Here is a 24,175-nt window from a genome sequence, read left to right as displayed (position 1 = left end):
CTCCTGTCGGGCTAACGCTCAGGCCAATGCGCCTGATTAACCCTTTTAATTACGCTCAAAGAGCGCCATAGACTCCAGATGCCCGGTGTGGGGGAACATATCGAGCATGGCCAGTCGTTTAATGTGGTACCCGGCGGCCAACAACGCTTCGCTGTCGCGCGCCAGCGTGGTCGGGTTACAGGAAACGTACACCACGCGGCTCGGCGCCAGCTTGATGACGTGCTGCATAACCCCCGCCGCGCCGGCCCGCGCCGGGTCGAGCAATATTTTAGTAAATCCTTGCTGCGCCCACGGCTGACGCGTCACGTCATCTTCCAGGTTTTCATGGAAGAATGTGACGTTTTTCAGCGAATTACGCTGAGCATTATATTCACCTTTCGCTACCAGCGCAGCAACGCCTTCAACGCCCACCACCGCGGCGGCTCGTTTTGCCAACGGCAGGGTAAAATTCCCCATTCCGCAGAACAAATCTAGCACCCGATCCTCAGGCTGCACCTCCAACCACTCGATAGCCCTGGCCACCATTTGCTGGTTCACCGCATCATTCACCTGGATGAAATCTCGTGGGCTAAAGGTTAAGCGTAGCCCGTCTGAATGATACCAGGGCTCGTCCTCCGCCAGCGATTCCAGGCTGTCGCTGTCCGGGGCGAGGAACAATGCCACCTCATGGGAATGCGAAAACCGTTCCAGTTTTTGCCGGTCACCCTGACTGAGCGGGGCCAAATGCCGCAGCACCATCAGCGGCCCGCCGTCGGCCAGAACCAGCTCCACGTGCCCAAGACGGTTGACGATACTTAATTCAGACAAGCACAGGCGTAAAGGTTCAAGTAATGCTTCAAGCCGGGGCGCCAGCACGGGGCAATGGTGAATATCCACCAGCGCCTTGTCGCTCGCCTTACGAAAGCCCATCTGTAGGGTTTGCGTACGGGGCTGGTAATTCAACCCCAGCCGTGCGCGACGGCGGTATCCCCATGAATCAGCAGAAATAATGTCGTCCACCAGGCGCGGCTGTTCGCGCTCGCCCATCATGCGCCCAAGCGCTTTTGACTTCGCCTCCTGCTGCAGCGCCAAGCTAACGTGCTGCTGCTGGCACCCCCCGCAGACGCCAAAATGCGGGCAGCGAGGTTTTACGCGCTCAGGGCTGTCGTTTAAACGGCGCTTTACCTCTGCCTGAGCGTAGCTACGCTTATCTTCAGTAATGCGAACCTCGACCTGTTCGCCCGGCAACGCGCCACGAATAAACAGCGCCTTGCCTTTGTGACGTGCAACGCCCTGACCGAACGGGTCAAGGTCGGTTACGGTCACGGTAAGTAATTCACGATTCGTATCGCGTCGCTTTGCAGAGTAGAATTGCGCCATGATGTAAGTAGATATGTTCTCGAATGTCACTGTTGCTTTTATTGTCCCATATCGGAACCCCATGACCAACTACAGCCTGCGCGCACGCATGATGATCCTGATTCTGGCCCCGACGCTTTTGGTCGGTTTGCTGCTCAGCATCTTTTTCGTTGTCCACCGCTACAATGACTTACAGCGCCAGCTGGAGGATGCGGGCGCCAGCATTATCGAACCGCTGGCGGTTTCCAGCGAGTATGGAATGAACTTCCATAGCCGGGAGTCGATTCGCCAACTGGTCAGCGTGCTGCACCGCCGCCATTCGGACATCGTGCGCGGCATTTCCATCTACGATGAAAGCAATAAGCTGTTCGTTACCTCTAATTTTCAGCATAACGCCGTTCGCCTGAAGCTGCCCGATGGGGCAAAGCTGCCGACCGATCTCACCGTAAACCGGGCCGGCGACGTGATGATCCTGCGGATGCCGATTATTTCCGAAAGATATTCGCCGGATGAATCTGCTGAAACCAGCGTTAAGCAGAGCAACAGCACGCTTGGCTATGTAGCCATGGAGCTGGATCTCAAGTCGGTTCGGCTTCAACAGTACCGCGAGATCTTTATTTCCACGCTGATGATGCTGTTCTGCATCGGGATCGCGATGCTGTTTGCCTACCGCCTGATGCGCGACGTGACCGGGCCGATTCGCAACATGGTGAATACCGTTGACCGCATCCGCCGTGGGCAGCTGGATAGCCGGGTGGAAGGATTTATGCTCGGCGAACTGGATATGCTGAAAAACGGCATTAACTCAATGGCAATGTCGCTGACCGCCTACCACGAAGAGATGCAGCACAACGTTGATCAGGCCACATCCGACCTGCGCGAAACCCTCGAGCAGATGGAAATTCAGAACGTGGAGCTCGATCTTGCCAAGAAACGTGCGCAGGAAGCCGCCCGTATTAAATCCGAATTTCTGGCAAACATGTCCCATGAGCTGCGTACGCCGCTTAACGGGGTTATCGGCTTCACCCGTCTGACGTTAAAAACGGACTTGAATCCCACCCAGCGCGACCATCTCTATACGATTGAACGTTCGGCCAATAACTTACTCACTATCATTAACGACGTGCTGGACTTCTCCAAGCTGGAAGCGGGCAAGCTGATGCTGGAGTCCATTCCGTTCCCGCTGCGCAATACGCTGGATGAAGTAGTCACGTTGCTGGCACATTCTGCCCACGACAAGGGCCTTGAGCTGACGCTCAATATCAAAAATGACGTGCCGGACAACGTGATAGGCGATCCTCTGCGCCTGCAGCAGGTCGTCACTAACCTGGTGGGCAACGCCATTAAGTTTACCGAAACTGGCAACATCGACCTGCTGGTGGAAAAACGCGCGGAAGGGAATAACAAAGTTCAGATTGAAATGCAGATCCACGATACCGGAATCGGCATTCCTGAACAGGAGCAGTCGCGGCTCTTCCAGGCTTTTCGCCAGGCAGATGCAAGTATCTCGCGCCGCCACGGCGGTACGGGCCTTGGGTTGGTTATCACCCAGAAACTGGTCAATGAGATGGGCGGCGATATCTCCTTCCACAGCAAACCTCATCGTGGCTCAACCTTCTGGTTTCACATCAGCCTCGACCTGAACTCGAATGCCGTCAACGACAGGCAGGCGATGGACAAACTGGCGGGCAAGCGCCTGGGTTACGTTGAACCAAACGGTACCGCCGCGCAGAGTACGCTGAATTTGCTGCAGAACACCCCGCTGGAAGTGGTCCACAGCCCGTCGCTGTCCGGGCTGCCAGATGAGCATTTTGATATCCTGCTGTGCGGCATTCCCGTCACCTTTACGGAAACGCTCACGCTGGCGAACCCTAAGCTCGCCAAAGCGGTGACCATGGCGGACTGCCTGATTCTGGCGCTGCCTTGCCACACTCAGGTTGGCGCTGAGGAGCTTAAACGCCAGGGCGTGGCGGGCTGTCTGTTAAAACCTATCACCTCCACGCGTCTGTTCCCAATGCTGCTAGAAAGCTGCCCTAAAGCGAATCTGACGCTGCCGTTTATTGAGCAGGACGATAAGCTGCCGATGGCGGTCATGGCGGTGGATGACAACCCGGCAAACCTGAAGCTGATAGGCGCCCTGCTGGAAGACAGAGTGCAGCAGGTGGTGCTGTGCGAAAGCGGCTCACAGGCGCTGGAACGCGCCAGGCAGATGAATATCGACATTATTTTAATGGACATTCAAATGCCGGAAATGGATGGAATTCGTGCCTGCGAACTGATACGCCAGCTGCCACATCATCAGCAAACCCCGGTGATAGCCGTCACCGCGCACGCGCTGGCAGGGCAAAAAGAGAAGCTGATGAGCGCCGGCATGAACGACTATCTGGCCAAGCCGATTGAAGAGGAAAAGCTGCATCGCCTGCTGATGCGCTACCATCCGGGCAACATCGGCTTGCTTCCTGCCCAGCAGGAAGAACCGGCACCTCCGGCTATTAACATCAATAAAACGCTGGATTGGAACCTGGCGCTGCATCAGGCCGCGAACAAAGCCGATCTGGCCCGCGAGATGCTTGAAATGCTGCTGGAGTTTTTGCCGGAAGTGAGAAATATTCTGGAAGAACAGCTGGTTGGCGACAAACCCGAAGGACTTATCGATATCGTCCATAAGCTCCACGGCAGTTGCAGCTACAGCGGCGTTCCGCGCATGAAAAAACTCTGTCAGACGCTGGAACACGAATTACGCAGCGGCACCGCGCCGGAAGAGATGGAACCTGAAATTCTGGAGCTGCTGGACGAAATGGATAACGTTGCGCGTGAGGCGAAGAAGTACCAGATTTGAACGCGGCATTAAAGGCAAAGGGGAAATGTTCAGCGCCCTCTTTGCCTGTAGAGATAAACGTGCTGCGGCTTAGCCTTTGGTCATGCCGCGCCACATCACGTCAAACCCGGCGGATTTGTACTCTTCCCTGCGCGAAGGTTCACGCCCGGCAAATTCCATCGTGGTTTCCGCCAGCCCGAAGAAAATAGCATCGGCAAAGGACGATTCAATGCCGGTCAACGCCTCGTTGGTCACGCACTCCTTCGACAAATCCCGCAGGTCAGGATACGCCTGGTAAACCTGCTCCAGCGTTTCAGACGTGATCTTGCCGGAAACGGCCAGCTGGCGCATCGCTTTACGAGCGTTAATGTTCACCAGCCCCCAGTCGATATAGTTTCCCCACACCGTTCTTGAGCGCTCTTTACTTGGCGCGTGGCGGTCATAAGTCTTCATCAGCTCGCTGCCGAGATCTCGCTTATGATGAAGATAAACTGCATTCAGCAACTCGTCTTTGGTCGGGAAATAGCGGAACAACGTCCCTTCGGCCACGCCCGCCTTTCTGGCAATTAAAGACGTTGCCGCCCCTAATCCCAGCTCCGCAATCGCATCGGTAGCCGCATCGAGTAATGCTAATCGTTTATCTTCACTTTTTGGACGAGCCACGGTTCCTCACAAGCCAGTTATCTATATGGATAGGATTTCAGCGAACGCTGGATAGAAACGATCGCTGAACGTCATGTTCTTTATCATACCGTAAATTTTGTTGACGGTTGACCTTACCTGCCTATAATGAGTGTTTACTCACTCAATAGCAATATTACCCGCATAAATCCCAAGAGAATCCTTTATGGCTGCCGCGCATTCTGGCAAGCGTTCGTTAACCCTAAAATTCATGGTCGTGATTATGTTATTAGGCCTTACTGCCACTAGCGCTGCGCTGTTCCCGATGACTGAATTTGGCAAATTGCCGCAGGGCAGCCGTCTCGAACGCATCCAGCAATCGCCCCAGTACCGCGACGGCAAATTCCACAATCAGCAAGACACGCCAATGATGACAGACAAGCGAGGTCGCCTGGCGGCGCTGTGGGATTTCTTCTTCTCCCGGCCGGATACGGTAAAACCCGATCGTCCCCTGCCGCTGGTCAAAACCGACCTGGCCGCGCTTGATAAGCAGCAGGATCTGGTGGTGTGGCTCGGGCACTCGTCCTGGTTTATCCAGCTCGGTGGCAAACGCATTCTTATCGATCCGGTATTCAGCCACTATGCCGCGCCGTTCGCCTTTCTGAATAAGGCCTTTGCCGGAGACTATCCGTGGCGAGCGGAGGATATGCCGGAAATCGACACCCTGATTATCTCTCACGATCACTGGGATCATCTGGACTACCCAACATTACGCGCGCTGAAACCGAAAATTAAGCAGATCGTCACCCCGCTGGGCGTTGGCGCGCACTTTGAAGCCTGGGGCTTTGATCCAACGCTCATCCACGAACTCGACTGGCAGGAAAAAGTGGCTATTGATAGCGAGTTAACGATCCACGCTCTGCCGGCTCGTCATTTCTCCGGCCGCGGTTTAACCGGCAACAAAACGCTGTGGGCCAGCTTTATGTTGGTCACCCCGCAGCGGAAAGTTTATTACAGCGGCGACACCGGCTATGGCCCCCACTTTAAGCAAATTGGCGAACAGTTTAACGATATCGATCTCGCCATTATGGAAAACGGCCAGTACGACGAAGGCTGGAAGTACATTCACATGATGCCGGAAGAAGCGGCGCAGGCCACGGATGAGCTGGGCGCTAAAACGATGGTGCCGGGACATGCGGGTCGATTTGCGCTGGCGAACCATAGCTGGGACGAGCCCTTCCGCCGCATCGCTGCCGCAAGCGCGGGCCGCGGCTACCAGCTGCTAACGCCGGAAATGGGGCAAATACTGGCAGTCAGCAAATCACACCAGGTCTTCGACTCCTGGTGGGAATAGGTTTATCAATCATCGAACGATCAAGATGTAGAAGGAGGTGATATGTCCATGCCTAAAGATTTTATGGAATCTCTGCTTGAGTGGGTCGACGGCAACATGCAGCGCCCGCTGCGTATTGAAGAAGTCGCCAGGCAGTCCGGCTACTCGAAGTGGTACTTACAGCGGATGTTCTCAGACTGGGCGGGGAAGAGCCTCGGTGCCTACATTCGTGAACGCAAGCTGCAGCTGGCGGCGGAAGATCTGAAAAATACCGAGGATAAAATCCTCGATATCTCGGTACGCTACGGTTTTGATTCGCAGCAGTCCTTTACCCGTACGTTCGGAAAAAGGTTCAACACCTCTCCCGGCGCCTACCGTCGCGAGCACGATCAAACGCTTAATTAAGATTTTTCAGGGCGGCCAGGCATGGCTTTTCCGCCCTGCCTGCACTCATTTCAGCAAAGTCGCCCACTGCTCAACCCACGGGCCAGAAATGACTTCAGGCTCCGGGTGGTCGTTGGCGTCAATAGTCAGCACGTCAGAAATCCGCGTTGCCCCCTGCTCCTGAAGCATGGCATCAAACTGCTTACCCCCGCCGCAGAAATGGTCGTAGTTGCTGTCACCCAGGGCAATCAGTCCGTAATGCAGCTCAGGCTGGTAGCCAAGCCGATCTTTAATGGCCTGGAACAAAGGGACAATACTGTCCGGCAGATCGCCCTGCCCGGTCGTGGACGTCACCACCAGCGCATAATGGTTGCGGTAATACTGCCAGTCCGCCAGTTCAGGATCTTCAAACACCTTTGCCTGATGGCCGTGTTTTTTAAGAATGGTTTCGGCTTCTTCCGCCACTAACAGCGCGTTGCCGTACATTGTGCCTACAAAAATACCCACTTCGGCCATCGGTAACTCCTTAAGAATTAGGGACAAGGCTTATCCTGGCGGCTCGCCGGATCAAACTCAATATTTTCAACATCCGGCAGCTGGCCGCGCCAGCCAAATTTTGTCAGCATTTGCATCCAGGTGTCATCCAGCCCCGCCCGGATCGTCAGCGGCTCTCCGGTAACCGGATGGTTTAACGAGAGCTGACTGGCGTGCAGCATCAGACGCTCGCAGCCAAAATGTTCCGCCGCGCCTCGGTTCTGGCGCAAATCACCGTGTTTGGAATCACCAATAATGGGATGGCGAAGATGCGACAAATGCCGACGAAGCTGGTGTTTACGGCCGGTCTTTGGCTCAAGCTCCACCAGGCTGTAGCGAGCGGTAGGATAACGCCCTACGGCCACCGGCATCTCGACCGTCGCTAAGCCACGATAATGCGTCACCGCAGGCTGCGGGGCTTTATCCTGGTCGCTAAACTTATCGGCGATTTTATCCAGCTCTTCCACCAGCGGATAATCCAGCACCGCTTCATCCTCGAGCCAGCCACGTACCACGGCATGGTAACCCTTCTGCATCTGGTGCTGCTCAAACTGCTGCGACAGCAGGCGTCCAACCTCGCTGGATAACCCCATCAGCAGTACGCCGGAGGTTGGCCGGTCAAGGCGGTGCACGGTAAAAACATGCTGGCCAATCTGGTCGCGAACGGTTTGCATCACCACGACTTTTTCGTGCCTGTCCAGCCAGCTACGGTGCACCAGCCAGCCGGACGGTTTGTTTACCGCAACCAGCCACTCATCCTGGTAAATAATCTCCAGCATCAGTCCTGTTCCGCCTCAAACAGTGCGTCCAGCTCAAACAGCACGGCGAGAAGGGGTTCGCGTACCGCATGCGTAGCATCCAGCGCCATTTCGTAATAAGGCGCAACGGCAAACGCATTTGGCAAAGGATGCTGGCTGTCCAGCAGCGCATTCATACGGGGGATCAATACCCATTGCAGCCATTCATGAGGCTGCAGCGTATCCATGCAGAAAGGCTGCGTGCTCTCAAAAGCCGACGGATCCGGAGGCAGGCCCTGCCAGAGGGCGTGATCGCGCAGGATCTGCTCAAGGGTGAGTAAATGGCGGCGAACCAGCTTCTGGCGCTCCATGGAAACCTCATACTTCAGTGAAAAAGAGCGGAACAGAATAACACTTCTTCTCTGCGCGTGAAAAAGGCATAAAAAAAGGGAGCACTGTTTACACAGTGCTCCCGGTTCGTTTCGCAGCTAATCCGGCTACTTTTCGTGCTCCCTGCTCATCCGTGACAACTTTGTCCTCTGGTCTCCTGACCGACAATCCATCGCTAAAGCTTCCTGCGACCGTCATCCTGATGGTGTCCTGCATCACCCTGACGCTAGTTCCTTGAGTCTTCCTGACCCACCGTACTCCTGTTACGGCTCTCTTTCTCCATCCTGGAGGTGTCCATTACTCTTCCTGAGTGATCCATGCTTCATCTATGAAGCCTTCCCTGTACGCCATCCCGGCGGGTTCCTGTTCGTGATGAAGCGGCATCATCCTGATATCTCCTTCATTACGTCGACGTCCTGTCGATGGATATAGAATCCTCTATTTACCTGCTTGTGACAAGGGATGCAGCGGAGTCACGGGCAAAAACTTTCATTCGGAACTATCCGAAAATAAAAATAACTCATTGTTTTATATGAACATCAGCAAATGAGAGTCGCTTTCATCTGTCGCTAAATGTAGCGATCTCTCACAACGCATGTAAGAGATCTCTCACAAGACTCTGGGTAAAAAAGCTAAACCACCTGCGGTGTCAGGGCATGGAGGAAATCAGGGAGAGAAGCGGAAAGCACGGTGCGCTGCGGGGTGCCGATTTTCTCAATCACGACTTCGCCCGTCAAGTTGCACAGAGAAACGACTTCCATTTCATCTTCCGTGGTAGCTAAAAACAACGTCGGCGACAATTTCAGGCGCTTCTGCGTCACCAGGTGACCAATCAGGTTCTCCTGCACCCGCACGAAATCGTCCTCACTCCATGTCTGCAGCAGCGTTAGCGCGGTGTTACCGTGCACGGCGGGCATATCTCCGGCAAACTGCGTGGTGTAAAACGCCTCGACGGCAGGCTGGAGAGAAATATCCAACGCTCGCTCCACGGCGCTTAAATCGGCGTCGGGCGTAAACGGCTGTGGCTGCCAGCGCACATCGCCGCCCGTAGTCGTCACAATACACGGGGACGGAATGCCGTATAACGCTTCACTGGCGGGCCAGCCTCCCGTTTCTTCCTGCCACCGATCGCAAAAACGGCGGGTAAACTCTTTGAGGGCAAAGGCGACTTCGTTCATTAATTTCTCACTCGCGTAGGCTGGGGTACAATAAAAGCCAATTGTACCTTTATCTCGGTGAAACATGTCCTACGAAAATCACCAGGCTCTAAGTGGCCTGACGCTGGGTAAGCCAACCGCTTATCAGGATCAATACCAGCCATCGCTGCTGCAGGCCGTACCGCGCAGCCTGAATCGCGACCCGCTTGGCCTTCACGCCGACAGCCTGCCGTTCAGCGGCGGTGACATCTGGACGCTTTACGAACTGTCCTGGCTAAACAACAACGGCCTGCCGCAGGTCGCCGTGGGCCATGTGCAGCTGGATGCCAACAGCGTGAATCTGGTGGAATCAAAAAGCTTCAAGCTCTACCTGAACAGCTTTAACCAGACGCGCTTCGCCGACTGGGAAACCGTCCAGGAAACCCTGAAGCGCGACCTGAGCGCCTGCGCCGAAGGTGACGTCAGCGTGGTGCTTTTCCGCCTGCATGAGCTCGAAGGCCAGGAAATCGCCGCCTTTGGAGGCGAGTGCATCGACGAGCAGGACATCGCTATCGACAGCTACGACTTCAACGCGGATTACCTCCAGCAGGCCGCGGGCGATGAGATCGTAGAAGAGACGCTGGTTAGCCACTTGCTGAAGTCCAACTGCCTGATAACCCATCAGCCAGACTGGGGTTCCGTACAAATTCGCTACCGCGGCCCGAAAATCGACCGTGAAAAGCTGCTTCGCTATCTGGTCTCCTTCCGCCATCACAACGAGTTTCACGAGCAGTGCGTGGAGCGCATCTTTAATGACCTGCAGCGCTTCTGCCGGCCACAAACGCTTAGCGTCTACGCACGCTATACGCGCCGCGGCGGCCTGGACATTAACCCGTGGCGAACCAATACCGATTTCCATCCTGCTTTTGGCCGCCTGACTCGCCAATAATTGCGAAATAGCTCGCAGCGCCAAAAGTGAATGCGGTTTACGGGTTGTTAAAGTGAATAAGCCAGGGCTATTGTAATCTGTGAGAACGGCACTTTTCGTTCCGTAAGGAGTTCACTTGATTACACATATTAGCCCGCTTGGCTCAATGGATATGTTGTCGCAGCTGGAAGTCGATATGCTTAAACGCACCGCCAGCAGCGACCTTTACCAACTGTTTCGTAACTGCTCGCTGGCGGTTCTTAATTCCGGCAGTCAAACCGACAGCAGCAAAGAGCTGCTGTCCCGCTATCAGAGCTTTGACATCAACGTGTTGCGTCGTGAACGTGGCGTAAAACTCGAACTGATTAATCCCCCGGAAGACGCCTTTGTCGACGGCCGTATCATCCGTGCACTGCAGGCTAACCTGTTTGCCGTCCTGCGCGATATTCTGTTTGTTAACGGCCAAATCGACAATGCAGGCCGTTTCCAACATTTAAATAAAGAAAACTCTATTCATATCACCAATATGGTGTTTTCTATTCTACGAAATGCCCGTGCGCTGCACGTCGGTGAAGCGCCAAACCTTGTGGTTTGCTGGGGCGGCCACTCCATTAACGAAAATGAATACCTCTATGCTCGCCGTGTGGGCACCCAGCTTGGGCTGCGTGAGCTGAATATTTGTACCGGCTGTGGGCCGGGTGCGATGGAAGCACCGATGAAAGGTGCCGCCGTGGGCCACGCCCAGCAGCGTTACAAAGAAGGCCGCTTCATCGGCCTGACGGAACCCTCTATCATCGCCGCAGAGCCGCCTAACCCGCTGGTCAATGAACTGATCATCATGCCGGATATTGAAAAACGGCTTGAGGCATTTGTCCGTATTGCCCACGGCATTATTATCTTTCCTGGCGGGGTTGGTACCGCAGAAGAGCTGCTGTACCTGCTCGGTATTCTGATGAATCCGCATAACCACGATCAGGTTCTGCCGCTGATCCTCACCGGGCCGAAAGAAAGCGCCGATTATTTCCGCGTGCTGGATGAATTTATCGTTAGCACCCTGGGCGAGCAGGCGCGCCGTCACTACAAAATCATCATCGATGACGCGACAGAAGTCGCCCGCGTGATGAAAAAAGCCATGCCTCAGGTGAAAGAAAACCGCCGTGAAACCGGCGATGCCTACGGCTTCAACTGGTCCATTCGCATTTCGCCCGACCTGCAAATGCCGTTTGAACCCACCCACGAAAACATGGCTAACCTGCAGCTCTATCCGGATCAGCCTGCGGAAAAACTGGCGGCATCGCTGCGCCGTGCCTTCTCGGGTATCGTGGCGGGTAACGTCAAAGAAGCCGGTATTCACGCCATCGAGAAATACGGCCCGTACAAGCTGCACGGCGATCCGGAAATGATGAGGCGCATGGACGTTCTTCTGCAGGGCTTTGTCGCCCAGCACCGCATGAAGCTGCCGGGCAGCGCCTACATCCCCTGCTACGAAATCGTGCGTTAACCTTCCAGGGCGGCCAGCGGTCGCCCTTTTTTTTCCCCCTTCCCGAAGCCATTTAATCGATTGCGCTCACACTCAAAAGCACAAACATCACGCCCTGATGCAAATACTCGTTAAAAAACGCTGTTTTAGGCACTTTCTCTGGCAAAAACCGAGTTATTTGGTCGGGTTTAATTTATTGCATCATCGGCTAGTGATAGGCTTCGCGACTATAAATATCACTTAGATGTACATGAACAGACTGTTATGCGGATTTGTTGCGTAACAAAGGTGGATTATCGCATTTGGGATCGCGATCACTGATACATGGATGACATAACTGTATCTTTCCGCCCGCCGATAGTTACGGGACACAACTACTACAAAAATGCCCGCGGCCAGAATTTAGTTTCAGCCGTTAAGACCTTGATAGCGTTTTAACGGCGAATTTTTCAACATTGCACGAAACATTCCTTTGGAGATGTAAATGGAAACCACTCAAACCGGCAGTATTGTCTCTGCTGAGAAAAAAGGCGCATGGCGCAAGACTGACACCATGTGGATGCTGGGCCTGTACGGCACGGCAATCGGTGCAGGCGTCCTGTTCCTGCCAATCAACGCCGGCGTTGGTGGCCTGATCCCGCTGTTCATCATGGCGATTCTGGCTTTCCCAATGACCTTCTTCGCACACCGCGGTATGACCCGCTTCGTGCTGTCCGGTAAAAACCCGGGCGAAGACATCACCGAAGTTGTAGAAGAGCACTTTGGGGTTGGCGCAGGTAAGCTGATTACCCTGCTGTACTTCTTCGCTATCTACCCAATCCTGCTGGTTTACAGCGTGGCAATCACCAATACCGTAGACAGCTTCATTACTCACCAGTTGGGCATGGCTTCTCCGCCACGTGCAATTCTTTCTCTGATCCTGATTGTCGGCATGATGACCATCGTGCGCTTCGGCGAGCAGATGATCGTGAAGGCGATGAGCATCCTGGTATTCCCGTTTGTTGCGGCTCTGATGGTTCTGGCGCTGTACCTGATTCCTAACTGGAGCGGTGCGGCCTTTGAAACCCTGTCCTTCAGCGCAACGCCGGCAACCGGCAGCGGCCTGTGGATGACCCTGTGGCTGGCTATTCCGGTGATGGTGTTCTCCTTCAACCACTCCCCGATCATCTCCTCCTTCGCGGTAGCGAAGCGTGAAGAGTACGGCGAAGGCGCTGAGAAAAAATGCTCCAGCATTCTGGCTCGCGCACACATCATGATGGTGTTGACCGTCATGTTCTTCGTCTTCAGCTGCGTGCTGAGCCTGAGCCCGGCTGACCTGGCGGCGGCAAAAGCGCAGAACATCTCTATCCTGTCTTACCTGGCTAACCACTTTAACGCACCGGTTATCGCCTGGATGGCGCCAATCATTGCGATGATTGCCATCACCAAATCCTTCCTCGGCCACTACCTGGGCGCACGTGAAGGCTTCAACGGTATGGTTATCAAATCTCTGCGCGGCAAAGGCAAGAGCATTGAAATCGGCAAACTGAACAAAATCACCGCGCTGTTCATGCTGGTGACGACCTGGGCAGTGGCTACGCTGAACCCAAGCATCCTGGGTATGATTGAAACCCTGGGCGGCCCGGTTATCGCGATGATCCTGTTCCTGATGCCGATGTACGCGATTCAGAAAGTCCCGGCAATGCGTAAATACAGCGGCCACATCAGCAACGTATTCGTTGTGATTATGGGTCTGATTGCCATCTCCGCTATCTTCTACTCGCTGTTCAGCTAAGCATTTTAAAGCCGCCCGCCCGGGCGGCTCTCTCCTCTCAAGTCACTTACGCAGGGAAATCTTATGATCAGCGTATTCGACATTTTCAAAATCGGTATCGGTCCATCCAGTTCGCATACCGTCGGCCCGATGAAGGCTGGTAAACAATTTTCTGATGACCTGATTGAGCAAGGGATCCTGAGCGATGTCACCCGCGTTGTTGTAGACGTCTACGGCTCGTTATCCCTGACCGGTAAAGGTCACCATACCGATATCGCGATTATCATGGGCCTGGCGGGTAACCTGCCGGACACCGTTGATATCGACGCCATTCCTCACTTCATCCAGGACGTGAATACTCACGGGCGCCTGATGCTGGCCAACGGACAGCGTGAAGTAGAGTTCCCGGTTGACTGCTGTATGAACTTCCATGCAGACAACCTGGCCCTGCACGAAAACGGCATGCGTATTACCGCGCTGGCGGGTGATAAAGCTCTGTATTCACAAACTTACTACTCCATCGGCGGCGGCTTTATCGTCGATGAAGCGCATTTTGGCGTAGAAAGTGAAAACCCGGTAAGCGTGCCGTACCCATACAAAAACGCTGCGGACCTGCAAAAACACTGTCGTGAAACGGGCCTGTCGCTTTCCGGCCTGATGATGCAGAACGAACGAGCCCTGCACAGCCAGCAAGAGATTGACGCTCACTTTGCGGCGGTCTGGGAAGTGATGAGCAACGGCATTGAACGTGGCATCACCACCGAAGGCGTGCTGCCGGGCAAAATGCGAGTGCCACGCCGTGCTGCCGCGCTGCGCCGCATGCTGGTCACCACCGATAAAAACAACTCGGACCCAATGGCCGTTGTGGACTGGATCAATATGTTCGCACTGGCGGTAAACGAAGAAAACGCCGCCGGTGGCCGCGTGGTTACCGCTCCGACGAACGGCGCCTGCGGGATTGTTCCTGCGGTGCTGGCCTACTACGACAAGTTTATCCGTCAGGTGAACGCTAACTCCTGCGCCCGCTATTTCCTCGCCGCTGGCGCTATCGGCTCCCTGTACAAAATGAACGCCTCTATTTCCGGTGCGGAAGTGGGCTGCCAGGGTGAAGTAGGCGTAGCTTGCTCAATGGCGGCAGCAGGTCTCGCCGAGCTGCTGGGCGGGAGTCCGACTCAGGTTTGCATCGCCGCTGAAATCGGCATGGAGCACAATCTGGGGCTGACCTGCGACCCGGTAGCCGGTCAGGTACAGGTTCCTTGCATCGAGCGTAACGCCATTGCGGCAGTTAAAGCCGTGAACGCTGCACGTATGGCAATGCGCCGCACCAGCGAACCGCGCGTCTGCCTGGATAAGGTTATCGAGACGATGTATGAAACGGGCAAAGACATGAACGCCAAGTATCGCGAAACATCTCGCGGTGGCCTTGCGCTAAAAATTGTCGCCTGTGACTAAAAAATTAAGGCTCCCGATTGGGAGCCTTTTTTACTAAAGCGCGGCTTTTAAACGCTTAACGGCTTCAACCAACTGCTCGTCGGTGGCCGTAGCGTAAGAGAACCGCAGCGTGCGTTTATCCGCATGATCGCTAAAGAAGAATTCACCCGGCACGTAAACCACGCCTTTCTCCAGCGTTTTTTGCAGCCACGCCGTGGTGTCGAAGTCATAGCGGAATGAGGCCCAAAGGAACATCCCGCCCTGCGGCTGGTTGAAGGTAATGTGCTCGCCCAGTTCCTCTTCCAGCAGGCGCGAAAGCGTCAGGCACTTCTGCTTGTAGGCTTCACGAATCAGCTCAATCTGCGGGTCCAGACGGCCCAGCGTAAGGTAAGCCGCCGTCAGCGCCTGGGTAAACGAGTTGGCGTGCAAATCCGTCGCCTGCTTAATGATAGCGACCTTTTGCTTCATCCATTCAGGCAAAATAATCCAGCCCACGCGCAGGCCCGGCGCCAGAATTTTAGAGAACGTTGAGGTATAGACCACGTGGTCTTCATGCCCCAACTCTTTCGCGACCTGAATCAGGGTTTTCTCGCGGCGGTCGGTAAAGCTAATGGCCCCATACGGATCGTCTTCGATAATCACGAAATCATATTCAGCGGCCAGTTTTACCAGCTTCTCACGGCGTTCGGCGCTCAGCGTCGTGCCGCTTGGGTTACCAAAAGTAGGCACCAGATAAACGCCTTTAACGCGCGTGGTTTTCAGCAGCGCTTCGAGCTCGTCGACAATCATGCCGTGCTCATCCCCGCCCACAGACTCCACTTTCGCGGCGGTCAAACTGAGGATTTGCAGCGTGGCCAGGTAGGTTGGGCGCTCAACGACGAAAACATCGCCTTCATCCGCCAGCGCGCGGATCAGCAGATCCAGCGCCTGCTGCGAACCAGAGGTGATCAGCAACTGGTCGCTACGCGTGGTAATCCCGCGCGCTTTGCACAGCTCAACCAACTGGTCGCGCAGCTCGGTATTGCCTTCGGTCAGGCCATACTGAAAAGCATCGTTAAAGTTCTCTTCAACGACCTTACGGGTCGCCAGCTCCAGCCCTTGCTTGTCAAAAAGCTCGCTGGAGGGAATACCGCCCGCCAGCGAAATCACGCCGGGCATTTTGCTGTGCTTAAGGAGTTCGCGGATGGCCGAAGGTTGCAGGTTCTGAATGCGTTGCGCGAGGTGTTTAGTATTACTCATATTGATATTCTCTATTTTTATATGCGTTAGAAATATACATAGCCCGCTAACAACTACGCAATGGCTTTCCACCCTTTGCCAACAAGGTTTTTGCGAGAGAGGTTCCTGAATTCTGTGATGAGAATAGCTCATCATGGCGGGAAGTGTTAGGGTAAGTCCATCAGAGTGACCGGTAAATTTCTTATGACTATTCATTTACTTATCGTCGATGCATTGAACCTTATTCGCCGCATACACGCGGTTCAGGGCTCACCTTGTGTCGACACCTGCCTGCACGCCCTGGACCAGCTCATCGGCCACAGCCAGCCGACCCACGCGGTGGCGGTCTTTGATGACGAAGAGCGCCGCGAAGGCTGGCGGCATCAGGTTATGCCCGACTACAAAGCGGGCCGTTCGCCGATGCCTGACGATCTGCATGCCGAAATGCCCGCCCTGCGGGAGGCGTTTACCCGCCGGGGCGTGCAGTGCTGGCATTCAAAAGGTAACGAAGCGGACGACCTTGCGGCCACGCTGGCGGTAAAAGTCGCCTCCGGCGGCCACTGGGCAACGATCGTCTCTACCGATAAAGGCTATTGCCAGCTTCTGGCACCCACCCTGCAAATTAGGGATTACTTCCAAAAGCGCTGGCTGGATGCGCCGTTTATTGCCCAGGAGTACGGCGTGCAGCCGGAACAGCTGGGCGATTTCTGGGGGCTGGCGGGCATTAGCAGCAGCAAAATCCCCGGTGTCGCGGGCATCGGGCCAAAAAGCGCCACACAGCTAATTAACCAGTTTTCCAATCTGGAAGCACTGTATCAGCGGCTGGATGAGGTTCCGGAAAAATGGCGTAAAAAGCTTGAACAGCACAGGGAAAGCGCGTTTATCAGCCGCCAGGTGGCAAGGCTACAGACGGATTTACAGCTCGATGGGAACTTACAGCAGCTCAGGCTGCCTGGGGCATCGCCTTCAGCCTGAAGAAGGGAAAACCCCTCACCGTGAACAGGCGAGGGGTAAAGCCATCAGCGCTCGTCGCGGCGCCCACCCACGGCTGCCCACCAGCGGCGGATGTGAACCGTCACTTCTTCACGGTCGTGGTAAAGCTGGCGCGCTTTGATCTCAGCGTTAATGCCGTTGCTTTCGAGGATTTCCCGGATCTGCGCCAGGTTTTGCGACACCTCTTCGTAGCGCTTTTTCATCGGCAGCTTGAGGTTAAAAATGGTTTCACGGCACCAGCCGTTTACCAGCCATGTCGCCATCAGATGGGCCACTTTCGCCGGTTTTTCTACCATGTCGCACACCATCCACGAGATGTTGGTGCGCGTTGGGCGGTACTTAAAACCGTCTTCACGCAGCCAGGTTACCTGTCCGGTATCCATCAGGCTTTGCGCCATCGGGCCGTTATCGACGGAAGAAACCCACATATTTCGCTTCACCAGCTGATAGGTCCAGCCGCCTGGGCAGGCACCTAAATCAACGGCATACATGCCGTTGGCCAGGCGTTCGTCCCACTCATCGGCAGGAATAAAGACGTGAAACGCCTCTTCCAGCTTCAGCGTGGAACGGCTTGGTGCATCCGCCGGGAACCTGAGGCGCGGGATGCCCATATAGAACGCTGAGTTGTTGGTGGTGTAGGAATAGCCCGTGTAGCAGCAGCCCGGCGCGATAAAGAAGACATGCACCACCGGGCGCTTCGGCGTTTCATAGTTGGTCAGCACCCCAGCCTCGCGCAGGCTGGCTCGCAGCGGCACGGTAAACTTGCGGCAGAACTTCATCAGCTCTTTGCTTTCGTTGGTATCGGCCACTTCAACGCGCAGGTCGCCGCCCTTCTCTACCACGCCTTGCAGCATACCAACGACAGGCGTTATGCGGTCTTCCGGCGGCAAATCTTTTAGCAACTCACCGGCAACAAACATCTGGCGGGCAAAAATCAGGTCGCTGAACGGCAGTTCCCGCGCCAGCTTATCCGCCTCTTCCGGCTGGTAGCATTCAAAGATGACGTACCCGCTCTGCTCTTTAACTCGGGCAAAGCCGTAGACGCCGCGCTGGCCAGCTTTGTCGGTTATCTCTGCCGCACACTCTTTCTCAAATCCCTGTCGGCAGTACAAAATCACTTTATTCATGGCTTACGCCCTTACGTTTCAGGCGCACAGCACCAATTAACATCAATATCCAGCCGGCCAGGAAGCTTACGCCGCCCACCGGTGTTACAAACGCCCACAGCCGCAGGTGCGACAGGGCCAGGCAGTACAAACTGCCGCTAAATAATACGGTGCCTAACGCCATAAAGACGCTGCTCCAGTAGAACCAGATACTGATGCGGCGCTGCATCGCGACCGCAAGGCCAAAGATAGCGAGCGTGTGGAACGCCTGGTACTCAAGGCCGGTCTGGATCCACCCCATCTCCGCAACACCCAGAGATTTGCTTAACACATGCGCCCCAAAAGCGCCCAGGGCAACAAAAACAAAACCGCTGATGGCGGCAAATATCAGCATGAATCGGCTGGTCATGGTGTAACCCTAAAGTAGAGCGTGGCCGGGCCACGCGAAGGTTGCTTATTGTTCGTAGCGAAAACGGAATTTCTCTTGCTCACTGGCCGCCTTTGCCAGGATCCACTGTCGAAACGCCGCTATTTTACCCAGTTCTGCCTGGCTGTCATGACAAACCAGATAAAAGGCGTTTTTACTCACCAGCACATCGTTAAACGGGCACACCAGTCGACCGGCCTCGATTTCCGTTTGTGCCATCACGTTATTGGCCAGCGCAATGCCCTGGCCGTGGATAGCGGCCTGCAACACCATTGCGCTGTGGCTGAAGATGGGCCCTTGCTGGACATTAATATGGCTCACGCCAAGCTGGCGGGTATAAGTCTGCCAGTCGCGGCGTGAGGCGTCATGCAATAAAGTATGCTTTGCCAAATCTTCCGGCGTTTTAATCGGTTTATCACCGGTTAGCAGCATAGGTGAGCAAACAGGGAGCAAATATTCAGCATAAAGCTTTTCAACTCTAAGCCCAGGCCAGTTTCCTCGCCCATAGAATATCGCCACGTCAACGTCATCGGACAATTTGTCTTCCTGGCGGTCCACCGCCTGGATGCGCACGTCGATCCCCGGATAAGCTGAGTTAAAGCTTGTTAAGCGAGGAACCAGCCAGTGAATCGCAAAACTTGGCAATAAACTCACCGTCAGCGCGCCTTTTGCACTGCGCGCCTGCAGCTTGCGTGTGGCTTCGGTCAGCTGGGAAAAAATCTCTTTAATATCCTGATAATAGCTCTGACCTTCTTCGGTCAGCAGCAGCGAACGGTTGCGGCGGCGGAACAGCTTCAGGCCAAGAAAATCCTCCAGCGACTTGATCTGGTGGCTTACCGCAGCCTGAGTAACGAAAAGTTCTTCAGCCGCTTTAGTAAAACTCAAGTGACGAGCCGCAGCGTCAAAAACGCGCAGCGCATTCAGAGGGGGTAATCGCTTAGACATGAGGTTATTTGGCTTAAGTGTTAATAACAGTTAACAAACAGATAGCGTTTGTTTACCTATTAGTTTTTTTTATCTGAGCCATTATAAATTGTCCGTTGAGGATGCACCAGCAAATACCTATAGTGGCGGCACTTCCTGAGTCGGAACGAAAAGTTGTCTGGAATGCGTGTTCTGGAGGGCTTTTGGCTTACGGTTGTGATGTTGTGTTGTTGTGTTTGCAATTGGTCTGACATTTCGGACCACGGTAGCTTAGCTACCCCTTTTCACTTCCTGTACATTTACCCTGTCTGTCCATAGTGATTAATGTAGCACCGCCGAATGCGGTGCTTTTTTTTGCCTGCAGTTTTACTTCTTCAGTTCAACCATCTCTTTCACGTCCGAGCGGTTAATCTGCTGCATATTGCCGTTAGCATCCTTGTACTTGATCATCCCGGTTTCGTCATCGGTCTTCGGTTTACCTTCGGAGACAATGGCGCGCCCGTCATTGGTATGCATGATGTAGTTCGGGCTGGAACAGGCTGCAAGTGCAAAGGTCATCATACAGGCAGAAACGATAGCGGTTGCTTTGTTCATTATTCTTCTCCTTGTGGATAGAGTTTAATGCTACTTAAATCTCTTCTACTAACATGCTTAAATATTAGTCCAACAATAATTAGCATAACCTGCTTTCCCGATTCTGCCAGGAGAAACAGACGATTCCGAGAAAGACGGAAACCTTGTGCCAACGTCAGTTTTGCGCGACGATCTGTGCATTGAACAGAGGATCACCATGACAGCATTTAACCCCGCCCATTTTCGCGCCCAGTTTCCCGCGCTGGCAGACGCAGGCGTCTATCTCGACAGCGCGGCCACGGCGCTTAAACCCCAGGCAGTGATCGATGCCACCCAGCAGTTTTACAGCCTGAGCGCCGGTAACGTTCACCGCAGCCAGTTTCCCGAAGCGCAGCGTCTGACGGCTCGCTATGAAGCGGCGCGCGACCTTGTGGCCCGTTTGCTCAACGCCGAAAGCGGTAAATCCGTGGTCTGGACTCGCGGCACTACTGAAGCTATTAATCTGGTTGCGCAGTGCTACGCCCGCCCTCGCCTGCAGGCCGGGGATGAAATTATCGTGAGTGAAGCAGAGCATCACGCCAATTTTGTGCCGTGGTTAATGGTGGCCGAACAGACCGGTGCGAAAGTGGTGAAACTGCCGCTGGATAGCCAGGCTTTGCCTGACCTGAGCCTGCTGCCAGCGTTGCTCAACGACCGCACGCGTATTCTGGCGTTGGGACAAATGTCTAACGTAACCGGCGGCTGCCCTGACCTCGAAAAAGCCATCAAGCTGGCACATGAAGCGGGGGCAGTCGTGATGGTCGACGGCGCGCAGGGCATCGTTCACTGCCCGCCGGATGTCCAGGCACTGGGTATCGACTTTTACGCCTTCTCGGCCCATAAACTGTATGGCCCAACCGGCATTGGGGCGCTCTACGGCAAAGCGGAGCTGCTTGAACAGATGTCGCCGTGGCTCGGCGGCGGCAAAATGATCACCCATGTCTCTTTCGACGGGTTTAAAACTCAGCCGGTGCCTTATCGCTTTGAAGCCGGGACGCCAAACGTCGCGGGCGTCATCGGCCTAAGCGCCGTGTTGGAATGGCTTGAGGCTATCGACCTGCAACAGGCGGAAGGCTGGAGCCGCAGCCTGGCAACGCTCGCCGAGTCCGAACTGGCGAAGCGCCCTGGTTTTCGCAGCTTCCGCTGCCAGGACTCAAGCCTGCTGGCGTTTGATTTTGCGGGCGTGCACCACAGCGATATGGTCACGCTGCTGGCAGAATCTGGCATTGCGCTTCGGGCGGGCCAGCACTGTGCTCAGCCTTTAATGGCGGCGTTAGGCGTCAGCGGCACGCTGCGCGCTTCTTTTGCGCCGTACAACACGCAGCAGGACGTGAACGAGCTGCTCTCAGCGGTCGACCGCGCCCTCGACATTTTGGTGGACTGAATGCTGGCTAACCATCCTTTTGGCACAACCCTTAACGAAGAGACCCTGCGCGCCACGTTTGCAACGCAGCAGCAGTGGGAAGACAAATACCGCCAGCTGATTTTATTGGGAAAAAAACTCCCCGCGCTGCCGGAGGCGTTAAAAACCGAGAGCATTGAAATCAGCGGCTGCGAAAACCGCGTCTGGCTGGGCCACGAACGCCTGCCGGACGGCACGCTGCACTTCTATGGCGACAGCGAAGGACGCATCGTTCGCGGATTATTGGCGGTGCTGTTGACCGCAGTAGAAGGGAAAACTGCTCAGCAGTTGTTGGAAAACGATCCGCTCAGCCTGTTTGACGAGCTGGGGCTGCGCCATCAGCTAAGCGCTTCCCGCAGCAGCGGGCTTACGGCGCTAGCTGCGGCCGTTCAACAGGCCGCGCGCCAGGCGTGATCAGGAGGCGGTTCGCGCCGCCTTCGCCATCATCTTCTTCAGCACATGGGACACCGCCACAAAACCAAAGCTGGCGGTCACCATTGTTGCCGCGCCAAACCCCGAAGCACAGTCCATGCGTTTTGGGCCTTCAGCGGTGCTTTTCATGGCGCAAACTGAACCGTCAGCCTGCGGGTACACCAGCGCTTCGGTGGAAAATACGCAGTCCACGCCCAGCTTCCCTTTGCTGTTTTTCACCACGCCAAAGTCACTTTTCAGGCGCTCACGCAGCTTGGCTGCAAGCGGATCCTGAATGGTTTTCGCCAGATCGCTAACCTGGATCTGCGTCGGATCTATCTGCCCGCCTGCGCCGCCGGTGGTCACCAGCGGGATCTTGTAGCGACGGCAATACGCGATTAACGCCGCTTTTGGGCGAACGCTATCAATCGCGTCAATAACATAGCTAAACCCTTGATTCAGAAGCTCAGCGGCGTTATCGGCGGTAATAAAGTCATCCACCACCGTGACGCGGCACTCCGGGTTAATCTCTTTAATACGCGCCGCCATAACTTCCGTTTTCGCCTGGCCAACGCTGTCCTTTAGCGCGTGGATTTGACGGTTAGTGTTGGTCACGCAAACGTCGTCCATATCGATAAGCGTGATGGCCCCAATGCCGGTACGCGCCAGCGCCTCTGCCGCCCATGAACCCACGCCACCGATGCCAATCACGCAAACGTGAGCCTCAGCAAAAAGCTGTAGCGCCGCCTGGCCATACAGACGAGCGGTGCCGCCAAAGCGTTGCAGCCAGGCATCAGAGAGAACGACAGACATCGGGAAATTCCTCAGAAATAAAAAACGGGCTGATTATACAGCCCGCAGTTAAAGGTGGAAACGTTGCAGCATTAACCGCTAAAAACGTTACCGCTGCTGCCAGCCCCCGGTGCCGGCTTCAGCACCCAGACGCGGCCGTAGTGGTTATACCAACCCGCGCGATGCCCGGCATCCGGGCCAATGCCCTGATAGATATCGAAATGCTGGCCTTTAATCGCGCCGCCAACGTCCAGCGCTACCATCACGCGCAGCTCGTACTGGCCGGTGAATTTGCCGCTGTTATCCAACAGTGGAACTTCAGTCAGCAGCGTGGTGCCCGCAGGGATAATAGAGCGGTCAGACGCTACGGAGGCGCGGCCAATCAAAGGTACCGCGCTCGCGCCTTTCACCGGCGCATAGCTTGCGGGCTTGAAGAAGACAAAAGAAGGGTTCTGCTCAAGCAGCTCGCGCACTTGTGCTTCGCTGTGGGTTTCCCCCCAATGGCGAATCGCCTGCATAGACATATCTTCTTTCTTCACTTCGCCACGGTCGATAAGCACCTTGCCGATGCTGCGGTAGGCGTGGCCGTTTTTCCCGGCATAGCCGAAGAAGGTCAAAGGCTGTCCGTCGCCAAAATCGATATAGCCGCTGCCCTGCACGTCCATAATGAAGTTATCCATCAGGGAGTTGCTGTAGGCGAGGATGTAGCTGTCGCTCAGCGCGCCGCTGTAAATTTCCGCGCGAGAAGGCAGGCGGCCACGTTTTGGCGGCATGCGGTAAATCGGGTACTGGAATTCGCCCTGGCGGGTATGGCGAGCCTGGATAACCGGCGTGTAGTAACCGGTAAACTGGACGTTGCCATAGTTGTCAGCCCCTTCCATCTGCCAGGCATCAAGGCCAAACTGCTTTAGCTGACGAGTATCGCCGCCCGCGCGCAGCCATTGCTGCACCGCGTTATAGATATCGCTGCCATTATTATAGAGGCGCGGAGAAGCGGAACGAATCTGATTAACCTGCTCAGCGTAGTCGCCGCCATTTATCGGCGCACCAACCGCATCAGGCTGATTCACCAGTGAGAAAGGCTGGGAGAATTTCCCGTCTTTATATTGTTGACCGCGATCGGTCGGTTTTGATGAACAGGCGGCCAGCATGGTTAACATGGCTCCCGCTGCTATATACTTAATCCAACGTCCTTTCATTACTCTCTAGCCCTGCTGGTTGCCTCTGTATGCCTCGCCGAAGATAGCAAACGCGCCGCGAGAATTAAACGAGTTGAACGGCCTGGGCAACAAAAACGTCTGTTTAGGGCCATTGTGCGGGTAAATTCAACAACCAATGGGAAATTCAGGCATTTCTGCCAAAAAAGGGTTGCAACAAAAAGCGAGCAGAGTATAGTGCGCATCCACG

General features: G+C 55.0%; 23 protein-coding genes. 10 read left to right on the top strand and 13 right to left on the bottom strand.

Annotated elements, in window-relative coordinates:
- Nucleotides 1-45: 45 nt before the first annotated feature.
- A complete protein-coding gene (gene rlmD / locus JT31_RS16235) occupies nucleotides 46-1,359 on the bottom strand; it encodes a 23S rRNA (uracil(1939)-C(5))-methyltransferase RlmD (protein WP_038479379.1) in 1,314 nt (437 codons plus the stop codon).
- A 61-nt stretch (nucleotides 1,360-1,420) separates the two neighbouring features.
- On the opposite strand from rlmD, the gene barA reads away from it, so the two are divergent.
- On the top strand, nucleotides 1,421-4,177 hold the full coding sequence (gene barA / locus JT31_RS16230) for a two-component sensor histidine kinase BarA (protein ID WP_038479376.1): 2,757 nt from the start codon (nucleotides 1,421-1,423) through the stop codon (nucleotides 4,175-4,177).
- A gap of 69 nt (nucleotides 4,178-4,246) precedes the next feature.
- Here the strand turns inward: barA and JT31_RS16225 are convergent, their stop codons facing one another.
- A complete protein-coding gene (locus JT31_RS16225) occupies nucleotides 4,247-4,819 on the bottom strand; it encodes a TetR/AcrR family transcriptional regulator (protein WP_038479373.1) in 573 nt (190 codons plus the stop codon).
- Between the two features lie 184 nt (nucleotides 4,820-5,003).
- On the opposite strand from JT31_RS16225, the gene JT31_RS16220 reads away from it, so the two are divergent.
- Both JT31_RS16220 and JT31_RS16215 read left to right on the top strand, forming a co-directional pair.
- Nucleotides 5,004-6,131 carry an MBL fold metallo-hydrolase gene (locus tag JT31_RS16220; RefSeq protein WP_052049010.1) on the top strand — a complete coding sequence of 376 codons (1,128 nt, stop codon included), beginning with the start codon at nucleotides 5,004-5,006 and terminating at the stop codon, nucleotides 6,129-6,131.
- 42 nt (nucleotides 6,132-6,173) lie between these two features.
- Nucleotides 6,174-6,515, top strand: coding sequence for a helix-turn-helix domain-containing protein (locus JT31_RS16215; RefSeq protein ID WP_038479370.1), 342 nt, complete (start codon nucleotides 6,174-6,176; stop codon nucleotides 6,513-6,515).
- Nucleotides 6,516-6,560: 45 nt separating this feature from the next.
- On the opposite strand, the gene JT31_RS16210 is transcribed toward JT31_RS16215, so the two are convergent.
- From JT31_RS16210 to syd, 4 genes are all read right to left on the bottom strand, one after another.
- Nucleotides 6,561-7,010 carry a flavodoxin gene (locus tag JT31_RS16210; protein WP_038479365.1) on the bottom strand — a complete coding sequence of 150 codons (450 nt, stop codon included), beginning with the start codon at nucleotides 7,008-7,010 and terminating at the stop codon, nucleotides 6,561-6,563.
- Between the two features lie 17 nt (nucleotides 7,011-7,027).
- A complete protein-coding gene (gene truC / locus JT31_RS16205) occupies nucleotides 7,028-7,807 on the bottom strand; it encodes a tRNA pseudouridine(65) synthase TruC (protein ID WP_038479362.1) in 780 nt (259 codons plus the stop codon).
- Entirely contained in the window at nucleotides 7,807-8,136 is a 330-nt protein-coding gene (locus JT31_RS16200; protein ID WP_038479359.1) for a YqcC family protein, read from the bottom strand. The genes truC and JT31_RS16200 overlap by 1 nt, the downstream gene beginning before the upstream one ends.
- Nucleotides 8,137-8,787: 651 nt before the next feature.
- Nucleotides 8,788-9,333 carry a SecY-interacting protein gene (gene syd / locus JT31_RS16195; protein WP_038479356.1) on the bottom strand — a complete coding sequence of 182 codons (546 nt, stop codon included), beginning with the start codon at nucleotides 9,331-9,333 and terminating at the stop codon, nucleotides 8,788-8,790.
- Nucleotides 9,334-9,397: 64 nt separating this feature from the next.
- On the opposite strand from syd, the gene queF reads away from it, so the two are divergent.
- The 4 genes from queF to JT31_RS16175 all read left to right on the top strand — a co-directional run bounded on the left by queF (nucleotide 9,398) and on the right by JT31_RS16175 (nucleotide 14,904).
- Nucleotides 9,398-10,240 carry an NADPH-dependent 7-cyano-7-deazaguanine reductase QueF gene (gene queF / locus JT31_RS16190; RefSeq protein WP_038479353.1) on the top strand — a complete coding sequence of 281 codons (843 nt, stop codon included), beginning with the start codon at nucleotides 9,398-9,400 and terminating at the stop codon, nucleotides 10,238-10,240.
- A 115-nt stretch (nucleotides 10,241-10,355) separates the two neighbouring features.
- Entirely contained in the window at nucleotides 10,356-11,720 is a 1,365-nt protein-coding gene (gene ppnN / locus JT31_RS16185; protein WP_038479350.1) for a nucleotide 5'-monophosphate nucleosidase PpnN, read from the top strand.
- Between the two features lie 463 nt (nucleotides 11,721-12,183).
- A complete protein-coding gene (locus tag JT31_RS16180) occupies nucleotides 12,184-13,473 on the top strand; it encodes an HAAAP family serine/threonine permease (protein WP_038479347.1) in 1,290 nt (429 codons plus the stop codon).
- Nucleotides 13,474-13,536: 63 nt separating this feature from the next.
- The gene (locus JT31_RS16175) at nucleotides 13,537-14,904 is read left to right on the top strand and encodes an L-serine ammonia-lyase (RefSeq protein ID WP_038479344.1); all 1,368 of its coding nucleotides are present in this window, start codon (nucleotides 13,537-13,539) and stop codon (nucleotides 14,902-14,904) included.
- A gap of 33 nt (nucleotides 14,905-14,937) precedes the next feature.
- Here JT31_RS16175 and JT31_RS16170 read toward each other — a convergent pair whose 3' ends face one another.
- Complete coding sequence (locus JT31_RS16170) at nucleotides 14,938-16,122, bottom strand: PLP-dependent aminotransferase family protein (RefSeq protein ID WP_038479341.1); 1,185 nt, start codon at nucleotides 16,120-16,122, stop codon at nucleotides 14,938-14,940.
- Nucleotides 16,123-16,305: 183 nt separating this feature from the next.
- Between JT31_RS16170 and xni the strand changes: the two genes are divergently transcribed.
- Nucleotides 16,306-17,076: a flap endonuclease Xni gene (gene xni / locus JT31_RS16165; protein ID WP_038479338.1), complete on the top strand. Its 771-nt coding sequence runs from the start codon at nucleotides 16,306-16,308 to the stop codon at nucleotides 17,074-17,076.
- Nucleotides 17,077-17,120: 44 nt separating this feature from the next.
- Here the strand turns inward: xni and rlmM are convergent, their stop codons facing one another.
- From rlmM to JT31_RS16145, 4 genes are all read right to left on the bottom strand, one after another.
- Nucleotides 17,121-18,221, bottom strand: coding sequence for a 23S rRNA (cytidine(2498)-2'-O)-methyltransferase RlmM (gene rlmM / locus JT31_RS16160; RefSeq protein ID WP_038479335.1), 1,101 nt, complete (start codon nucleotides 18,219-18,221; stop codon nucleotides 17,121-17,123).
- Nucleotides 18,214-18,609, bottom strand: coding sequence for a DUF423 domain-containing protein (locus tag JT31_RS16155; protein WP_008458426.1), 396 nt, complete (start codon nucleotides 18,607-18,609; stop codon nucleotides 18,214-18,216). The genes rlmM and JT31_RS16155 overlap by 8 nt, the downstream gene beginning before the upstream one ends.
- 45 nt (nucleotides 18,610-18,654) lie before the next feature.
- Entirely contained in the window at nucleotides 18,655-19,572 is a 918-nt protein-coding gene (gcvA, locus tag JT31_RS16150; protein WP_016538028.1) for a glycine cleavage system transcriptional regulator GcvA, read from the bottom strand.
- A 345-nt stretch (nucleotides 19,573-19,917) separates the two neighbouring features.
- The gene (locus JT31_RS16145; RefSeq protein WP_038479329.1) at nucleotides 19,918-20,145 is read right to left on the bottom strand and encodes a YgdI/YgdR family lipoprotein; all 228 of its coding nucleotides are present in this window, start codon (nucleotides 20,143-20,145) and stop codon (nucleotides 19,918-19,920) included.
- A 196-nt stretch (nucleotides 20,146-20,341) separates the two neighbouring features.
- On the opposite strand from JT31_RS16145, the gene csdA reads away from it, so the two are divergent.
- Both csdA and csdE read left to right on the top strand, forming a co-directional pair.
- Nucleotides 20,342-21,547, top strand: a complete 1,206-nt coding sequence (gene csdA / locus JT31_RS16140) for a cysteine desulfurase CsdA (RefSeq protein WP_038479324.1) — start codon at nucleotides 20,342-20,344, stop codon at nucleotides 21,545-21,547.
- Nucleotides 21,548-21,979, top strand: coding sequence for a cysteine desulfurase sulfur acceptor subunit CsdE (gene csdE, locus JT31_RS16135; protein ID WP_038479321.1), 432 nt, complete (start codon nucleotides 21,548-21,550; stop codon nucleotides 21,977-21,979). It begins immediately after the preceding gene.
- Here csdE and tcdA read toward each other — a convergent pair whose 3' ends face one another.
- Entirely contained in the window at nucleotides 21,980-22,789 is an 810-nt protein-coding gene (tcdA, locus tag JT31_RS16130) for a tRNA cyclic N6-threonylcarbamoyladenosine(37) synthase TcdA (RefSeq protein WP_038479318.1), read from the bottom strand.
- 71 nt (nucleotides 22,790-22,860) lie between these two features.
- Complete coding sequence (gene mltA, locus JT31_RS16125) at nucleotides 22,861-23,967, bottom strand: murein transglycosylase A (RefSeq protein WP_038479315.1); 1,107 nt, start codon at nucleotides 23,965-23,967, stop codon at nucleotides 22,861-22,863.
- Between the last annotated feature and the right edge of the window lie 208 nt (nucleotides 23,968-24,175).

This window comes from Cedecea neteri, from assembly GCF_000757825.1.
In the GTDB taxonomy this organism is placed as follows: Bacteria; Pseudomonadota; Gammaproteobacteria; order Enterobacterales; family Enterobacteriaceae; genus Cedecea; species Cedecea selenatireducens.
Note: the sequence above shows the minus strand (reverse complement) of the source record. Positions and strands in the feature narration are given on the sequence as shown.